The organism is Pseudomonas sp. FBCC-B1667 (assembly GCF_059133255.1).
The window spans coordinates 5,948,246-5,965,218 of record NZ_CP101437.1; the positions used below are offsets into that span (position 1 = coordinate 5,948,246).

Annotated in this window: 17 protein-coding genes; 7 read left to right on the forward strand and 10 right to left on the reverse strand. The window is 59.7% G+C overall.

All coding sequences use genetic code 11. From position 1 onward, the window contains the following. Nucleotides 1-30: 30 nt before the first annotated feature. From NL116_RS27465 to NL116_RS27475, 3 genes are all read right to left on the reverse strand, one after another. Nucleotides 31-198: a DUF2474 domain-containing protein gene (locus tag NL116_RS27465; protein WP_494374850.1), complete on the reverse strand. Its 168-nt coding sequence runs from the start codon at nucleotides 196-198 to the stop codon at nucleotides 31-33. Nucleotides 199-268: 70 nt separating this feature from the next. Beyond that, nucleotides 269-1,276, reverse strand: a complete 1,008-nt coding sequence (gene cydB / locus NL116_RS27470) for a cytochrome d ubiquinol oxidase subunit II (protein WP_494374851.1) — start codon at nucleotides 1,274-1,276, stop codon at nucleotides 269-271. A 3-nt stretch (nucleotides 1,277-1,279) separates the two neighbouring features. Next, nucleotides 1,280-2,716: a cytochrome ubiquinol oxidase subunit I gene (locus NL116_RS27475; RefSeq protein WP_494374852.1), complete on the reverse strand. Its 1,437-nt coding sequence runs from the start codon at nucleotides 2,714-2,716 to the stop codon at nucleotides 1,280-1,282. 486 nt (nucleotides 2,717-3,202) lie between these two features. Here NL116_RS27475 and NL116_RS27480 point away from each other — a divergent pair, with 486 nt between their 5' ends. Next, on the forward strand, nucleotides 3,203-4,441 hold the full coding sequence (locus NL116_RS27480) for an MFS transporter (RefSeq protein ID WP_494374853.1): 1,239 nt from the start codon (nucleotides 3,203-3,205) through the stop codon (nucleotides 4,439-4,441). A 6-nt stretch (nucleotides 4,442-4,447) separates the two neighbouring features. Here the strand turns inward: NL116_RS27480 and NL116_RS27485 are convergent, their stop codons facing one another. Both NL116_RS27485 and NL116_RS27490 read right to left on the reverse strand, forming a co-directional pair. Beyond that, nucleotides 4,448-4,999: a DJ-1 family glyoxalase III gene (locus tag NL116_RS27485; protein ID WP_494374854.1), complete on the reverse strand. Its 552-nt coding sequence runs from the start codon at nucleotides 4,997-4,999 to the stop codon at nucleotides 4,448-4,450. A 67-nt stretch (nucleotides 5,000-5,066) separates the two neighbouring features. After that, entirely contained in the window at nucleotides 5,067-5,522 is a 456-nt protein-coding gene (locus tag NL116_RS27490) for a DUF4879 domain-containing protein (RefSeq protein ID WP_494374855.1), read from the reverse strand. Between the two features lie 214 nt (nucleotides 5,523-5,736). Here NL116_RS27490 and NL116_RS27495 point away from each other — a divergent pair, with 214 nt between their 5' ends. Beyond that, nucleotides 5,737-7,032 carry an NCS2 family permease gene (locus NL116_RS27495; protein ID WP_494374856.1) on the forward strand — a complete coding sequence of 432 codons (1,296 nt, stop codon included), beginning with the start codon at nucleotides 5,737-5,739 and terminating at the stop codon, nucleotides 7,030-7,032. Then, the gene (gene trmA / locus NL116_RS27500; RefSeq protein ID WP_494374857.1) at nucleotides 7,029-8,108 is read left to right on the forward strand and encodes a tRNA (uridine(54)-C5)-methyltransferase TrmA; all 1,080 of its coding nucleotides are present in this window, start codon (nucleotides 7,029-7,031) and stop codon (nucleotides 8,106-8,108) included. The genes NL116_RS27495 and trmA overlap by 4 nt, the downstream gene beginning before the upstream one ends. A gap of 54 nt (nucleotides 8,109-8,162) precedes the next feature. On the opposite strand, the gene NL116_RS27505 is transcribed toward trmA, so the two are convergent. Continuing rightward, nucleotides 8,163-8,609, reverse strand: coding sequence for a DUF2442 domain-containing protein (locus tag NL116_RS27505; RefSeq protein WP_494374858.1), 447 nt, complete (start codon nucleotides 8,607-8,609; stop codon nucleotides 8,163-8,165). Beyond that, nucleotides 8,606-9,034 (reverse strand): DUF4160 domain-containing protein, encoded by a 429-nt coding sequence (locus tag NL116_RS27510; protein WP_494374859.1) that lies wholly within the window; start codon nucleotides 9,032-9,034, stop codon nucleotides 8,606-8,608. Before NL116_RS27510 ends, NL116_RS27505 begins: the two co-directional genes overlap by 4 nt. Nucleotides 9,035-9,324: 290 nt before the next feature. Here NL116_RS27510 and NL116_RS27515 point away from each other — a divergent pair, with 290 nt between their 5' ends. The 3 genes from NL116_RS27515 (at nucleotide 9,325) to NL116_RS27525 (ending at nucleotide 11,677) form a co-directional block, all read left to right on the forward strand. Next, nucleotides 9,325-10,236 (forward strand): LysR family transcriptional regulator, encoded by a 912-nt coding sequence (locus tag NL116_RS27515; protein ID WP_494374860.1) that lies wholly within the window; start codon nucleotides 9,325-9,327, stop codon nucleotides 10,234-10,236. A 140-nt stretch (nucleotides 10,237-10,376) separates the two neighbouring features. Beyond that, on the forward strand, nucleotides 10,377-10,817 hold the full coding sequence (gene aroQ / locus NL116_RS27520; RefSeq protein ID WP_494374861.1) for a type II 3-dehydroquinate dehydratase: 441 nt from the start codon (nucleotides 10,377-10,379) through the stop codon (nucleotides 10,815-10,817). Nucleotides 10,818-10,822: 5 nt separating this feature from the next. Continuing rightward, a complete protein-coding gene (locus NL116_RS27525; RefSeq protein ID WP_494374862.1) occupies nucleotides 10,823-11,677 on the forward strand; it encodes a shikimate dehydrogenase in 855 nt (284 codons plus the stop codon). 36 nt (nucleotides 11,678-11,713) lie between these two features. Here the strand turns inward: NL116_RS27525 and NL116_RS27530 are convergent, their stop codons facing one another. Next, on the reverse strand, nucleotides 11,714-12,391 hold the full coding sequence (locus tag NL116_RS27530) for a TetR/AcrR family transcriptional regulator (RefSeq protein ID WP_494374863.1): 678 nt from the start codon (nucleotides 12,389-12,391) through the stop codon (nucleotides 11,714-11,716). Nucleotides 12,392-12,493: 102 nt separating this feature from the next. Then, the gene (gene quiC, locus NL116_RS27535) at nucleotides 12,494-14,395 is read right to left on the reverse strand and encodes a 3-dehydroshikimate dehydratase QuiC (protein WP_494374864.1); all 1,902 of its coding nucleotides are present in this window, start codon (nucleotides 14,393-14,395) and stop codon (nucleotides 12,494-12,496) included. Nucleotides 14,396-14,714: 319 nt separating this feature from the next. Between quiC and NL116_RS27540 the strand changes: the two genes are divergently transcribed. Then, nucleotides 14,715-16,016, forward strand: a complete 1,302-nt coding sequence (locus NL116_RS27540) for an MFS transporter (protein WP_494374865.1) — start codon at nucleotides 14,715-14,717, stop codon at nucleotides 16,014-16,016. Nucleotides 16,017-16,063: 47 nt separating this feature from the next. On the opposite strand, the gene NL116_RS27545 is transcribed toward NL116_RS27540, so the two are convergent. Then, nucleotides 16,064-16,942 carry a DMT family transporter gene (locus NL116_RS27545; RefSeq protein WP_494374866.1) on the reverse strand — a complete coding sequence of 293 codons (879 nt, stop codon included), beginning with the start codon at nucleotides 16,940-16,942 and terminating at the stop codon, nucleotides 16,064-16,066. Nucleotides 16,943-16,973: the final 31 nt, after the last annotated feature.

The following is a 16,973-nucleotide window of genomic DNA, read 5'->3' on the forward strand; positions in this document are numbered from 1 at the left end:
CCGTGCCTCCAAGGCAACGGGATGGGATCTTCAGTGTGTGGTCAGGCCTGCCGCATTCATGAACATACGCATCACGCTGGCCACGATAAACAGGGCGCCGACGCTACCGACCCAGATCAGGGCCAGCCACCCCAGCCGTTGCAACAGCGGCTTTTTTTCGGCTTCTTCAATGTCGTGCAGGGAATGTTTACCGGTCATTGCATCGATCCTCAGGTAGATCGATGGCGCCTGTCAGGGCGCCATCGCGAGCATGCTCGCTCCCACAGTGTCAGTGATAACCGTCTTCGTGAGTCACCTTGCCGCGGAACACGTAGTAGCTCCAGAAGGTGTAACCCAGGATGAACGGGATGATGAACAACGTGCCCACCAGCATGAAGCCCTGGCTTTGCGGTGGCGCGGCGGCGTCCCAGATCGAGATCGACGGCGGCACGATGTTCGGCCACAGGCTGATGCCCAAACCGCTGTAGCCGAGGAAGATCAGCACCAGCGTCAACAGAAACGGCGTGTAGTGCGCATTACGGGCGACGGCGCGGATCAAGCCATACATGGTCACCAGCACCAGAATCGGCACCGGCATGAACCAGAACAGATTGGGCAGCGTGAACCAGCGCGCGGCGATTTCGGCGTGAGCCAGCGGCGTCCAGATGCTGACGATACCGATCACCGCCAACACCACGAACGCCAGCGGTCGCGCCAGGTTGTGCATCTGCTCTTGCAACTTGCCTTCGGTCTTCATGATCAGCCATGTGCAACCGAGCAGCGCATAAGCCACCACCAGCGCCACGCCGCAAAACAGGGTGAACGGCGTCAGCCAGTCCAGTGAGCCACCGGCAAACTGGCGATTGACCACTGGCAACCCATCAATGAAAGCGCCCAATGCCACGCCCTGGAAGAAGGTCGCGGTGACGGAGCCGCCGATGAAGGCCTTGTCCCAGAGGTGACGTTTGTCATCCCTGGCCTTGAAACGAAACTCGAAGGCCACGCCCCGGAAGATTAAGCCGATCAGCATCAGGATCAGTGGCAGGTACAACGCCGAAAGCACCACCGAATAGGCCAGCGGGAAGGCGCCAAACAACGCGGCACCGCCCAGTACCAGCCAGGTTTCATTACCGTCCCAGACCGGGGCGACCGTGTTCATCATCACATCACGGTCGGTCTTGCCCGGGATGAACGGGAAGAGAATCCCGATCCCCAGGTCGAAGCCGTCCATGACCACGTACATCATGATGCCGAAGATGATGATCACGGCCCAGATCAGCGGAAGATCAATACCCATGACTCAAATCTCCTTGGTCAGGCTGTGGTCACTGTCGGCGCCATCATCGTCAGCGGCGGACAACGGACGGGCGGGCGTACGTTTCTTGCCAGGACCACCGTCGTTGGTTTCCTTGCCTTCGTCGATCTTCGGCCCTTTGCGCACCAGGCGCATCATGTAGCCCAGGCCGGCACCGAACAGCGCGAAATACACAACGACAAACAGAATCAACGTGATGCTCATCTGCAGGAAACTATGGTTGGAAGAGGCGTCCGCCGTGCGCATCAGACCGTAGACCACCCACGGCTGACGGCCGATTTCGGTGGTAAACCAACCCGCGAGGATCGCGATCAGGCCCGACGGGCCCATCCACAATGCCAGGTAAAGGAACGGTCGCGAGGTGTAGAGCTTGTCGCTCTTGCGCAGCCATAGGCTCCACAAACCGGTGAAGATCATCAGCAAGCCGAGGCCCACCATGGTCCGGAACGACCAGAACACGATGGTCGAATTGGGCCGGTCTTCAGGCGGGAACTCCTTGAGCGCCGGGACTTGCTTGTCCAGCGAGTGAGTGAGAATCAGGCTGCCCAGATACGGAATTTCGACAGCAAATCTGGTTCTCTCTTCTTTCATGTCCGGCCAGCCGAACAGGATCAACGGCGTCGGTTCATCGCCGATGTTTTCCCAGTGCCCTTCAATCGCCGCAATTTTCGCCGGCTGATGCTTGAGGGTATTGAGGCCATGGAAGTCACCGATCACGGCTTGAATCGGCGCCACAATCAAGGCCATCCACATGGCCATCGACAGCATGGTGCGGATGGCCGGGTTGTCCTTGCCGCGCAGCAGGTGCCAGGCTGCCGAGGAGCCGACGAAGAATGCGGTGGCGACGAACGCCGCCGTCGCCATGTGCATGAGGCGATACGGGAACGAAGGGTTGAAGATCACCGCCAGCCAGTCGGTGGGGATCACCTGACCGTTGACGATTTCGAAACCCTGTGGGGTTTGCATCCAGCTGTTGGACGCCAGGATCCAGAAGGTCGAGATCAGCGTGCCGATGGCCACCATGACCGTGGCAAAGAAGTGCAGCTTGCGCCCGACCTTGTTCCAGCCAAACAGCATGACCCCGAGGAAACCGGCTTCGAGGAAGAACGCGGTCAGCACCTCGTAGGTCAGCAGTGGTCCGGTCACCGATCCGGCGAAGTCCGAAAAACGACTCCAGTTGGTGCCGAACTGATACGCCATCACCAGCCCGGAGACCACCCCCATGCCGAAGTTGACGGCAAAGATCTTCGACCAGAAGTGATACAGGTCGCGGTAAGTGTCGTTATGGGTTTTCAGCCACAAACCTTCGAGCACCGCCAGGTAACTCGCCAGGCCAATGGTGATGGCCGGGAACAGGATGTGAAAAGAGATGGTAAACGCGAACTGCATTCGGGCGAGATCAAGTGCCTCTAAACCGAACATAAGTCTTCCTCTGTCAGGTAATACGGCTGCTGGCTGGAAGCCTGCACGCAACGGCCCCCACGGTTATGGAGTGCGGCGAATTCGAATTCGTTCTTTTTATTGATAGCCTCACAACGCAGGGAGTCTGGCCTGGTGGCCGCCGGATCAATTCCTTGAAGGGTTTTGATCTGGATCAATCAACGTTGAAAGAGTAGTCCCATTTCCGGTGATGAACCGCGTGGTCTTTTGCCGCGTGACAAGTTGCCTCATGACCTTCGACACGCGTCGCACTACTTTCCCTGTGGAAGCGAGCCTGCTCGCGAAGCGCCGTGTCAGGCACAGCGAGGTCGATTGATGCACCGCGATTGCGAACAGGCTCACTCACACAGGGGAAAACGGGCGTGTTTTCGAGATCGGTGTCTAGCTAAGTATATTTTCGGTGGCCGCAACTTCTGGTTACAGGTTGGTGATAACCTCGCCCTATCCCTCTCCCAGATTTCCCCGCAGATGCCCAGCCAAGCGCCCTTGCTGTTACGTCATCACCGCCCTTTCATCGCGTTCTGGCTGGCTCGGGTGTTTACTGCCAGCGGTTTTCAGATGCTCACCGTGGCCATCGGTTGGAACTTGTACCAGTTGACCGGCAACGTGCTCGATCTGGGCCTGGTGGGGTTGGTGGAATTCGCCCCGCGCGTGCTGTTCATGCTGCACACCGGGCACGTCGCGGACCGTTATGACCGGCGCAAAGTCGCGGCGATCTGCCAGTCGCTGCAAGCGTTGATCGCGCTGTCACTGGCCATCGGCAGTGCCACCGATCACGTCACCCGGGAAATGATTTTCATCCTCGCGTTCTTGCTCGGTGCTGCGCGCTCTTTCGAAATGCCCACCACTCAAGCCCTGCTGCCGAGCATCGTACCCAGTGCGCTGTTTCCTCGCGCGGTGGCCGCCGCACAATCGGCGCAACAATCCGCGACCATCGTCGCCCCGGCGCTCGGCGGTTTGCTCTACGCGTTCGGCAGCGTCTGGGTGTATGGCCCGACAGTAATCCTCTACCTCATTGCCTGCGGGTTGATGCTCAACTTGCCGGCCCGGCAGACGCCGCTGAACAAGGGCAAGGCGACGCTGGATTCGCTGCTGGCGGGTATCCGTTTCATTCGCAGTCGCCCGGACATTCTCGGGGCGATCTCACTGGACCTGTTTGCGGTCTTGCTCGGTGGCGCGACGGCGCTGCTGCCGGTGTTTGCCAAGGACATCCTGCTGACCGGCCCTTGGGGGCTTGGCCTGCTGCGTTCTGCGCCGGCCGTCGGCGCACTGTTGATGTCGCTGTTCCTGGCGCGGTTCGCGGTTGAGCGCAACGTCGGAAGGGTGATGTTCACCGCCGTCGGTGTGTTCGGCGTCGCCACGATCGCGTTCGGTCTGTCGACCTCGTTCTGGTTCTCGCTCGCGGTGCTGGTGGTGCTGGGCGCGGCCGACATGATCAGCATGGTGATCCGCGCCTCGTTCGTGCAACTGGAAACCCCGGACGACATGCGCGGCCGGGTCAGCGCCGTGAACGGCCTCTTCATCGGCGCCTCGAACCAGTTGGGCGAATTCGAATCCGGGCTGACCGCCCACTGGCTCGGCACCGTGCCGGCAGTGGTCATGGGCGGGATCGGCACGCTGGTGGTGACCGGGGCCTGGGTGAAACTGTTCCCGACGTTGGCCAATCGCGATCGCATGCATGTGCCGGTGGAGGAAGTGAAGGTCTGACCGACTTTAAGCCAGCAGCTCCCCCGCCACCGCCATGCGCTTGGCTTTGCCGCAAAGTTGTTCGACCAGCGTCAGGGCGAATGCCAGGGCGGCCCCGGAACCCTGGGCGGTCACGCAGTTGCCGTCGACCACCACCGGTTGGTCAATGAAATTGCAGCCTGACAGCTGATGACTGGCGGACGGCAGGCACGTCATGCGTCGCTGACGCAGCACGCCGAAGTGTTGCAGCGCGACCGCCGGGGCTTCGGCGATGCCTGCGAACAGGCGGCCGGCGGCGGCTTGATCCTTGATCAGTTGTTGCAGGGGTTGATGGGCCGCCAGGTGTTGCGCGCCGACGGCGCCGCCCGGCAAGGCGATCAAATCGAAGGGCTGAGCCAGCAGGTCCACCAGCATGGCATCGGCCGTGAGGCGGGTGCCACGGGCGCAGGTGAGCATGCGCCGCCCCTCGATGCTGGCCACCACCACTTCAACGTTGGCGCGGCGCAACACATCGACCAGGGTCACTGTTTGCAGGTCATCAATGCCCTCGGCGAGGGTAATCAAAGCTCTAAAGGTCATGGGCGAAGTCCACAGGATAATCTTTAAAGCGTAGTCAGCTTTCCTGACGCTTGTTCGAGTGCAGCCGTTACTTGATGTAAAGCTGCGTCGACATCGTGTTACCCGGCGAGTTGATCGAGGTGTTGCTGAAGGTGAAGATGCCGCTCTGCTTGCCGTCCAGGTCCATGACGTACAGATAGCCGACGGTTTTTCTTCCGACGGTACACTCGGTCAGATTACCGCTATCAAATGCACACACCGGCGTGCGGGTGCCGTTCACTTCGAACCCGTCCAGGGCGACGTACGGCTGACGGCCATAGCCGACCTCCAGCACGTAGACCTTGATGTGCGGTCCGCTGTGGTCGCAACGCGTCTGGTCCTGCCCCTCGGCGATGTCTTCAAACCCGCAACCGGGCGATTCGACCTTGAGCACTTTCAGCTGGCTCAACGCCGGCGCCATCGCAGCCGAGGCGTGTTGTGCCCCCAGCAACATGGCCATCACGAGGCCAATAACGGCGATCACACGCGTTTTCATGCAATACATAACGCCCCCCAAAACCAGCGCGCAGTATGGCTCACTTCGCTTGACGGCAAAACATCGACGACGATCGCAGCCATAAGCAGCCATAACCCCACGCTGCTGGTATGATGCGCGGCTTTTTCCGGCCCACAGTATTTTCCCAGGCGCATTCAGCGGTCTGTGCTTTGCTGTTGAGGTCGATACATTCACGGCGCCGGGCGCGCCACGGGGAGCAGACATGCTGGAAAGGCTGTTTCAACTCAAGGCACACAACACCAACGTGCGGACCGAGATTCTGGCGGGCGTCACGACTTTCTTGGCCATGGCCTACATTCTGTTCGTCAACCCGAGCATCCTCGGCGAGACCGGCATGGACAAGGGCGCGGTGTTTGTCGCCACCTGTCTGGCCGCGGCGATTGGCTCCACGATCATGGGCCTGATCGCCAACTACCCGATCGCGCTCGCGCCGGGCATGGGTTTGAATGCCTTCTTCACCTACACCGTGGTCCTGCACATGGGCCACACCTGGCAAGTGGCGCTGGGGGCGGTGTTTATCTCGGCGGTGTGCTTCTTTCTGCTGTCGATCTTCCGCATCCGTGAATGGATCATCAACAGCATCCCGCTGCCGCTGCGCTCGGCGATTGCCGCCGGTATCGGCCTGTTCCTGGCGCTGATCGCCCTGCACAACGCCGGCATCGTGGTCAGCAACCCGGCGACCATGGTCGGCCTCGGTGACCTGAAACAACCTGCCCCGATCCTCGCGACCCTGGGTTTTGCCCTGATCGTTGCCCTTGAAGCCCTGGCCGTACGCGGCGCCGTGCTGATCGGCATTCTGGTGGTGACGATCGTTTCCATCGTGATGGGCTTCACCCCGTTCGGCGGCGTGATGTCGATGCCGCCGTCGCTGGCCCCGACCTTCATGCAACTGGACATCAAAGGCGCACTGGACATCGGTCTGGTCAGCGTTATTTTCGCCTTTCTGTTTGTCGACCTGTTCGACAACTCCGGCACCCTGATCGGCGTCGCCAAGCGCGCCGGCCTGATGGGCAAGGACGGCCACATGCCGAAAATGGGCCGCGCCCTGATCGCCGACAGCACCGCGGCCATGGCCGGTTCGCTGCTGGGCACCTCCACCACCACCAGCTACATCGAATCCGCAGCCGGCGTCAGTGCCGGTGGCCGTACCGGTTTGACCGCTGTGGTGGTCGCGATTCTGTTCCTGCTGGCGCTCTTCTTCTCGCCATTGGCGTCCAGCGTCCCGGCATTCGCCACGGCGCCGGCACTGCTGTTCGTCGCCGTACTGATGACCTCCGGCCTGGCCGAAATAGACTGGGACGACATCACCGTTGCCGCACCGGTGGTGATCACCGCGCTGGCGATGCCGTTCACGTATTCCATCGCCAACGGCATCGCCTTCGGTTTCATTTCCTGGACCGCCATCAAGCTGATGTCCGGTCGTGGCCGTGAGCTGAACCCGGCGCTGGTGATCCTGTCGATTCTGTTCGTGATCAAGTTGGGTTGGTTCAACGCATGACTTTTGATTCCCAGGCCTACGCCGTTCAGCTTGAAGAAAAGGTCACACGTCTGCGTGACCTGCTGGCCCCGTTCGATGCGCCAGAACCGGCGGTGTTCGATTCTCCGCTGCAGAACTTCCGCCTGCGCGCCGAATTCCGCCTGTGGCGTGAAGGCGGTGAGCGGCACTACGCGATGTTTTCCCAGGAAGACAAACGCACGCCGATCCTGATCGAAGAGTTTCCGATTGCCAGCCTGCGCATCAATGAACTGATGCCACAGCTCAAAGCAGCATGGAAAGCCAGTGCCGCCCTGAGCCACAAGCTGTTCCAGGTGGAGTTCCTGACCACCCTGGCCGGCGATGCGATGATTACCCTGTGCTATCACCGCCCGCTGGACGAACACTGGCATGCAGCGGCCTCGAAACTGGCCGCCGACCTGAACGTCTGCATCATCGGCCGCTCGAAAGGCAAACGCGAAGTGATTGGTCACGATTACGTGGTCGAGCAGCTCGAAGTCGGCGGTCGCACCTTCAGCTATCGCCAGCCGGAAGGCGCATTCACACAACCCAACGGCACCGTGAACCAGAAGATGCTCAACTGGGCATATGAAGCGTTGGGTGATCGCACCGACGACTTGCTGGAGTTGTACTGCGGCAACGGCAACTTCACCCTGCCGCTCGCGACCCGCGTACGCAAAGTGCTGGCCACCGAAATCAGCAAGACCTCGGTCAACGCAGCGCTGAGCAACCTCAGCGAAAACGCGGTGGATAACGTCACTCTGGTGCGTCTGTCTGCCGAAGAGCTGACCGAAGCGCTGAATGAAGTCCGCCCGTTCCGCCGCTTGCACGGCATCGACCTCAAGAGCTACGAGTTCGGTAGCGTGTTCGTCGACCCTCCCCGCGCCGGCATGGACCCGGACACTTGCGAGCTGACCCGCCGCTTCGACAACATCCTCTACATTTCCTGCAATCCGGAAACGCTGGCGGCGAACATCGCCCAGTTGCACGACACGCATCGCATCACTCAGTGCGCGATGTTTGACCAGTTCCCGTGGACGCATCACATGGAATCCGGGGTGTTGTTGACCCGTCGTTGATTGCCGTTGCCAATACAAATCAGCCGTCATGACGACGGCTTTTTTGTGGGCGAATCAAAGTGCCGTATCGACCTTGCGCGGGCGCCCTCCCTTTTTGCCATTGGCCCGCGCAGCCTCGGCCTTGGCAACGCTGCTCTGACGCCCATTGCGCGAGGCGATGACTGAAGACGCCATATCCATCAGTGGCTTGCTCGCGGAAATCAAACCGGCAATGGACACCTGCAAATCACTGCCTTCATGGCAGAGCGCGGTGCCCGCAAAGCCCACCTTCAAGTCGGCGAAATCCTCGTCGTCAAAGCCGTCAAACTCCGGGTAATTCTTTGCCGGAAGGAGCACGCCACTGCCGTCTTCGAAGCTGATGACCAGGCTATGTCCGGTCCAGGTCACAGCCCGCGCATTCAAACCGCTACGACGGCTCAACTCGCCTCGCTGAATGGCCTGTTCCAGTGTTTCCTCGGTGACGGGGCGATCCGCCTGAATGCTCGCTTGTATGGTTTTCATAATTCGATTTCCACTCCCTCCGCCGCCCCCGTCAGGGACAGCAGCGTTTTGTTCGCTTCGGGCTCGTAACTGGCCGAGCCAATCAGGTAAGTCGTGCTGGCGATTCGTTTCATCACGACCACTTCATTGCCCTCCCAATCCCACAACTGATGATCGAGGCAGGCGGTGCGCAATTTGCTCCACCAGAGGCCGCGTGCACGCCGTAAATGCGCCGGTCGCCGCAACGCCTGACGCAGTCCTTCCAGTACCGCTGAAGGGGGGCGCTGTGAATGAGGAACGACATCCCAGAGCGCCACGCTGTTGTGCCAGAAACTGAACTTGAAGCGAGCGCTCCACGTCTGTGCATCGACATGGACATGCGGCGGGCAATGTTGATCACGCAGCATGATGACCAATGAGAAGCCTTTGTAACGACATACATTCATGCCAACCCATCCGATAGGTTATAGAGTGCAAAGATTCTCCATCCATTGAAGAACCCGATAATGGGTGGTTGATCCGTTTGATGATCGACCTGGTTTTCAGCCTAGCGCCTGAATGTTTTTTGACTCGCCAATGACGGCGTCAAAATAGTAAGCAATCCTTTCACTGCGCCCACAACAAAGCCGCCACCAGGGCGGCTGTCTTGATCTGTCATCGATCAAAACACTGCCACGACGATTTCATCTACAGTGATGCCATTCAGCCCCTCATTTGATCCCCGGTGTAATCAATCATGCAGCGTGTCTTCGATGATCTTCAGTTGGGCAGCATCGAGCTGTTTTGCCTCGCCGCCGAGGCCGGCAGCTTTACCGCCGCCGCACTGGTGGCAGGCGTGACACCGGCCGCCGTCAGCCGCTCGGTATCGCGCATGGAAGAGCGCCTGGGCGTTCGGCTGTTTGCGCGCACCACCCGCAGCGTGAAGTTGACCGACAGCGGGCGCCGTTACTACGCAGAATGTCGTCAGGCACTGGCGCAATTGGTCGAGGCTCAGCGCGAGGTCATGGGCCAGCAGCAGCAACCATCCGGCACCTTGCGCATCAGCATTCCCACAACGTATGCGCACCACCGGATTCTGCCGTTGCTGCCTGCGTTTCGGGTGCGCTTTCCCGACGTAAAGGTTGAATCGCACATCAGCAATCGCAACATCGATTTCGTTGGTGAAGGGTATGACATGGCGATTCGCGTTCGGGCCATTCCGGACTCAGGCCTGATCGCCCGACATCTGGAGGACGCCGCGCTGGTGATGATTGCCAGCCCCGATTACCTCAAGCGTGCAGGCGTCCCACAAACACTCGACGATCTCGCACATCACGAATGCATCCAGTACGAACTGCCCAGCAGTGGCCGGCGGATCGCCTGGCTGTTCAATGACAGCGGCGCACCGCTGGAAATTCTCGCCGAGGGCAGTCTCAGTTGCTCTGACGATGTGCTGGGTGGCGTGACCCTGGCCAAACATGGCGCGGGGTTGTTTCAGACGTACCGGTTTATTGTCGAAAAAGAATTGGCCGATGGCTCGCTGGTGGAGGTGTTGAAACCTTACAGCGGTCGCTCGCGACCGTTCACCTTGCTGTATCCGCAAAGCCGCCATGTGCCGCTGAGATTGCGCGCCTTTATTGATTTCCTGGTTGAGCATCTCCCGCGATAAACAGCGAAACTGTCCGATCACCGCACACAAATCCCCGCCGAGGCCTCGCTGCAATTGACCGAATTAACCAGCTAGTACAATTTATCTCCACAGGCTGAAACCTACAGCCGATTCCAAAAACAATAAGTGGAGAGACCTCGATGCCCCCTATCGTTCTGGTGCTCAACGGCCCGAACCTGAACCTGCTCGGCACGCGTGAACCGGCGACTTACGGCCACGAAACCCTGGCCGACATCGCTGCGCTGTGCGGCCGTGCCGCCGAAGAGTTCGGCCTGGCGGTGGAATTTCGCCAGACCAACCATGAAGGTGAATTGCTCGACTGGATTCACGCCGCTCGCGGCCGTTGCGCCGGGATTGTGATCAACCCCGCCGCATGGACTCACACCTCAGTGGCGATTCGCGACGCCCTCGTCGCCAGCGAATTGCCCGTGATCGAAGTCCACCTGTCGAATGTCCACGCCCGCGAGCCTTTCCGGCATCACTCGTTCGTCTCGGCCATTGCCACCGCCGTGATGGCCGGTTTCGGCAGCCATGGCTATCGCCTGGCCCTGGAACATTTCAGTCTGCAGTTGAAGGGGTGAACGTAATGACTCGGCACAACACCGTATTGGCCGGGCTGATTGGCGCCGGGATTCAAGCCTCCCGTACACCGGCGCTGCATGAGCACGAAGGCGAAGCGCAGGGCATGCGTTATCTCTATCGCTTGATCGACCTGGATCAGCTAAAGCTCGACAGCAACGCCCTGCCCGACCTGCTGATGGCCGCCGAGCGGATGAACTTCACCGGACTGAACATTACCTTCCCGTGCAAGCAGGCGATCATTCCGCTGCTCGATGAACTGTCGCCGGAAGCCCGCGGCATCGGTGCGGTGAACACCGTGGTGTTGAAGGACGGCAAACGCATCGGCCATAACACCGATTGCCTGGGTTTTGCCGAAGGGTTTCGCCGTGGCTTGAAGGACGCTGCCCGAGCGCGCGTCGTACAAATGGGAGCCGGTGGCGCCGGCGCGGCAGTGGCCCACGCGCTGTTGAGCGAAGGCGTACAACTGCTGAGTGTTTTTGACGTGGAACCCAGCCGCGCGCAGGCACTGGCGGACAATCTCAATCAACACTTCGGGGCCGGCCGTGCGGTGGCCGGGCACGATTTGCCGAGCACCTTGGGCCTGGCAGATGGTTTGGTGAATACCACGCCCATGGGCATGAAAAAACTGCCGGGCATGCCGGTGCCGGTCGAGTTGCTTCGCGCAGCCTTGTGGGTGGCGGAGATCGTTTATTTCCCGCTGGAAACCGAACTGCTGCGCAACGCCCGCACGCTCGGTTGCCGCACGCTGGATGGCGGCAACATGGCGGTGTTTCAGGCGGTGAAGGCGTTTGAATTGTTCAGCGGCGTGGTGCCGGATGCGCAGCGAATGCTCGCGCATTTTCAAAGCATGAACGACTGAGGGGATGCAGTGAGGGGAACGCCCCCTCACCTGATATCAGGCCTGCAAGTAACGCAAAACCGACTCGCAAATCATCGCCCGGTGACGCTGTTTGATGGCTTCATCCGGCAGGTCGATCTGAAAAATCTCGCCGAAAGTATGACGGTTCGACACGCGATAGAAGCAGAACGAACTGATCAGCAGATGCACATCCAGCGGTATAAGCCCTGCGCGAAACAGGCCCTCCTCGGCTCCGCGACGCAGAATCTCGCCCAATGCATCGAGGATCGTATTGTTCATGGCCTTGATCGCATCGGAACGCTTCACGTATTCGGCATTGTGAATGTTCTCGATGCTGACGATACGCACGAAATCGACGTTGTGATCATGGTGATCGAAGGTGAATTCCACCAGACGCCGAATCGCCTCCACCGGCGCCAGCTCGGTCAGGTGCAAGCGGTTTTCGGTGCTGCGAATATCACCGTAGAGCTTCTCAAGCACCTCGATATAGAGCTGCTCCTTACTGCCGAAGTAGTAATAGATCATGCGTTTGGAGGTGTGGATGCGTTCGGCGATTGCATCGACGCGAGCACCGGAAAGCCCCTGTTGGACGAACTCGACAATCGCCTCTTGAAGGATGTTCTCGCGGGTCTTTTCAGGGTTGTTCTTGCGGCTCTTGCGGGGCTCGACGATCGGATCGGCGGGCACTGCGGAGCGTTCTGAAGTCATTGTCATTGCGGGCTCACGGCCATCACTGCACAGGCTGGCGATTATGGGCCGCTGCGCACAGTGAAGGAAGCCGCGCGGCAGCGGTTTGTCCCGGCGTTTACGATTTTCCTACAACTTGGCCTGACGAATGGCACCGCTGCGGGATTTGGCCATCGCTGCCAGTCGAACCGCAACATTGGCCGCGCCGTAACCGGCATAACCGTTCTTGCGCTGAATGATTTCAAAGAAAAACCGCCCTTCGAACGGCTCGGTGTACACATGAAACAGTTCGCCGCCCTGAGCGTCGCGGTCGTACAGCACGTTGAAATACGCCAGTTCGCTGAGAAACTCGTCATCGAAGTCGAACCGCGCGGCGAGGTCATCGTAATAATTGAGCGGGATGTCCAGCAACGGCACGCCCGCCTCTTTTGCACGGCTGACTTGCGCAAAGATGTCATCGCAATCAAACGCAATGTGGTGCACACCGGAGCCGCGATAACTCGACAGCGCGTGTGAAATCGCGGTGTTGCGGTTCTCGGAAATGTTCAACGGCAAGCGGATCGAACTGTCGCGGCTGCGCAGCGCACGGCTTTTTACCAGGCCATACGGGTCGGGCAGGACCACCTCGTCGTCAGCTTCGAAATCCAGCAGGCTCTTGTAGAACAGTACCCAACTGTCGAGGCTGTCGGCCGGTAACGCCATCGCCATGTGGTCAATGCGCTTGAGCCCGCCGCTGGGCATCGCGGCCGGAGCCAGATTGAAGTCGGTGCCGTAGACGTCGGCCTCCTGATCCACCAGATAGATCAGGCTGCCGTCCGGCGCGCGCACCGCCGCCAATTCCAGTTCATTGGGCCCGACCAGCCCACGATACGGCTGGCCTTTGTAAGCCACGGCCCGGGCCAATGCGCTGCTGCTGTCCTTGACCCGCACGGCGGTGGCGCACAGCGAAGGGCCATGAGCTTCGAAAAAGCTGTGGGCAAACGAATACGGTTCGGAGTTGAGGATCAGGTTGATATCGCCCTGACGCAGCAGGCTCACGCTCTTGGAGCGATGCTGCCCGGCCTTGACGAAACCCAGCCGCTCAAGCCAATGGGAGAGTTTGGCGCCGAGGCTTTCATCCACCGCAAATTCGAGAAATTCGATGCCGTTGTATTCGCTGGCCGTGGGTGTCTGGAACAGGATGTCGAGGTTGGGCGCCGGTTGAGCTTGCTGCGCCAGACGCTGACGGGTTTTCTCTTCCAGATACAGCAACGAACGCAAACCATCGGCGGCGTTGGCCCGAGGTGGCGCGGCGCGGAAACCGTCATTGAAGATTTCCAGTGACAGCGGCCCGGTGTAGCCACTTTTGATGATCGGCGCGAGGAAACCCGGCAGATCAAATTCGCCCTGGCCCGGGAAGCAGCGAAAATGCCGGCTCCACTCCAGCACATCCATGGCGAGGATGGGTGCGTCGGCCATTTGCACGAAGAAGATCTTGTCGCCCGGAATCTCGGCGATGGCGCTCGGATCGCCCTTCAGCGACAGGGTGTGAAAGCTGTCGAGCAACACACCGAGGCTCGGATGATCGGCTTGTCGGACGATGTTCCACACCTGTTGATAAGTGTTCACATGCCGGCCCCAGGCCAGCGCTTCATAACCGATTCGCAGACCGCGCGAACCGGCGTGTTCGGCCAGCAGGCGCAGGTCATCGACGAGGATTTGTTCATCACCGATGGAATCGGCAGAGGCATTACTGCATACCAGCACCAGGTCCGTGCCGAGCTCCTGCATCAAGTCAAATTTGCGCTCGGCGCGTTCCAGATTGCGCGAGAGCCGATCACGGCGGCATCCCTCAAAATCCCGGAAGGGTTGGAACAGCGTGATCGCGATCCCGAGATCGGCGCACATCTGTTTGATTTCCCGTGGACTACCGTCGTAGTAGAGAAGGTCGTTCTCGAAAATCTCCACCCCGTCAAAACCGGCGGCGGCAATGGCTTCGAGTTTTTCCGACAGGGTACCGCTCAAGGACACGGTGGCAATGGAACGCTGCATGTTTCGACTCCCGGTGGTGGAGACACTCTTGTTATCGATATCGCACGATTTATGTCTGCGTTTAGCGTGTGGGGAATTATTCGCTGGACGAACGCGCGCAGCAATTTAAAGTGTACTACCCGGTTAGTTTTGTGTTCGATTATCGAACACAATGACCGTTGGTGAATTGACGATTTTTTGTCCACTGCGCAACATCGACTCCACATTGAGGCCGGTCACGCACCGTCGGGCTCGGTTACCAAATACCCAGAACACCACATAAAAATAATCGGTGGACTACATGACTCCTTCTCACAGCTCTCCCGTGGAGCACGCCTCCATGACGCCTGCCAGCAGCGGCATCGGCGACAAGATCCGCGGCGCCATGGCAGTCGGCAAAACCCGTTGGGGCATGCTGGCGCTGGTGTTTTTCGCGACGACCCTGAACTACATCGACCGCGCCGCCCTCGGCGTCATGCAGCCCATCCTCGCCAAGGAGATGAGCTGGACGGCGATGGACTACGCCAACATCAACTTCTGGTTTCAGGTCGGCTACGCCATCGGTTTCGTGCTGCAAGGCCGGTTGATCGACCGGGTCGGCGTCAAGCGCGTGTTCTTCTGCGCGGTCCTGCTCTGGAGCATTGCCACAGGCGCTCACGGCCTCGCAACTTCGGCGGTCGGCTTCATGGTCTGCCGATTCATCCTTGGCTTGACCGAAGCCGCCAACTACCCGGCCTGCGTAAAGACCACGCGGCTGTGGTTCCCGGCCGGCGAACGCGCCGTGGCCACCGGCATCTTCAACGCCGGGACCAACGTCGGTGCGATGTTTACCCCCATGTTGCTGCCGCTGATCCTGCACGTATGGGGCTGGCAGGCCGCGTTCCTGTGCATGTCGGCACTGGGCGGAGTCTGGTTGCTGTTCTGGGGCTTGAAATACTTCAACCCGGAAGATCATCCGAGCGTCAAACAATCGGAACTGGACTACATCCAAAACGAAGTCGAACCGGAACAATCCCGCGTGCCGTTCTCGAAAATCCTGCGCATGCGCGGCACCTGGGCCTTCGCCCTCGCTTACTCAATGACCGCGCCGGTGTTCTGGTTCTACCTGTACTGGTTGCCGCCGTTCCTCAATCAGCAATACAACCTGGGGATCAACGTGACCCAGATGGGGATTCCGCTGATCATCATCTATCTCACCGCCGACTTCGGCAGCGTCGGTGGCGGCATCCTCTCCTCGTTCCTGATCGGTCGCGGCGTCAATCCGATCAAGGCGCGGCTGATGTCGATGCTCCTGTTTGCCTGCTGCATCGTCGGCGTGATCATGGCGGCGGGTTCGAGCAGCCTGTGGGTCGCCGTGTTCGCCATCTCTCTGGCCATCGGCGCGCATCAGGCCTGGACCGCAAACATCTGGAGCCTGGTGATGGACTACACACCTAAACACATGATGAGCACGGTGTTTGGCTTTGGCGGCATGTGCGCGGCCATTGGCGGGATGTTCATGACGCAATTGGTCGGCCATATTCTGACCGTCACCAACAATAACTACACCGTGCTGTTCACTTTGATTCCAGCGATGTACTTCATCGCCTTGACCTGGATGTACTTCATGGCACCGCGCAAGATTCCTGCCGTCACCGAGTAATTGCCCTTCCCCGGCAGGCCTGATTCCAGGCCTGCTTTTTTGTTTGCCTACCGCCGACTCTGTTGCCAGGCCGCTGCCAACCCGCTGCAGCAAATCACCGCGATCCCGATCACCGTGGTCAGGGTCGGCGTGTGGGCAAACAGCAGCCAGCCCAGCAGACCGGCAAACACAATCTGGCAGTAACCGAACGGCGCCAGCAGTGCGGGCGCGGCGTAGCGAAACGCCTGGGTCAGAAACAAATGAGCCGTCATCCCGCACGCGCCCAGCGCCACCATCATCAATCCATGCCCAAGGGTCGGCACTTGCCAGAAGAACGGCACCAATGCGCTCATCACCAAGGTGTTGCACAGGCCGGCGAAAAAGTTGCTGGTGGTCGGGCTGTCGATGTTACTGAGCTTGCGCGTGAGCAACTGATAGAAACAGAAGAACAATGCCGAGCAGAGCGGCAACAGCACCGCTGGCGTGAACAGTTCACCGCCGGGATGGACGATGATCAATACGCCGATAAAGCCGCAGATCACCGCGATCCATTGGCCACGGGTGACGTGCTCGCGCAGCAACGGCACCGACAAAGCGGTGACCAGCACTGGTGCAAGAAAGTTGACCGCCGTGGCTTCGGCCAACGGGATGTATTGCAAACCGGTGGTAAAAAACAGACTGGTGCCCAACAGGCATAACGCCCTCATCAACTGCAGCGCAGGCCGTTTAGTCCGCAGGACAGGCAGCCCGGATTGCGGCAGGAAAATCCCGGCCATCAACAACGTGTGAACCACATACCGCGCCCAAACGACCATGACGATCGGGTAGAAGCCGGAGAGGTATTTGGACAAGGCGTCGTGACTGGAAAAAAGAAAGGTGGCGACGACGATCAGCAAAATCCCCTTGAAGGGCTGGTTTACGCCGGAGAGCGGAGTGCTGACGGTCATGGGGTTCCCTTGCGCCTGGCGAATTCCAATA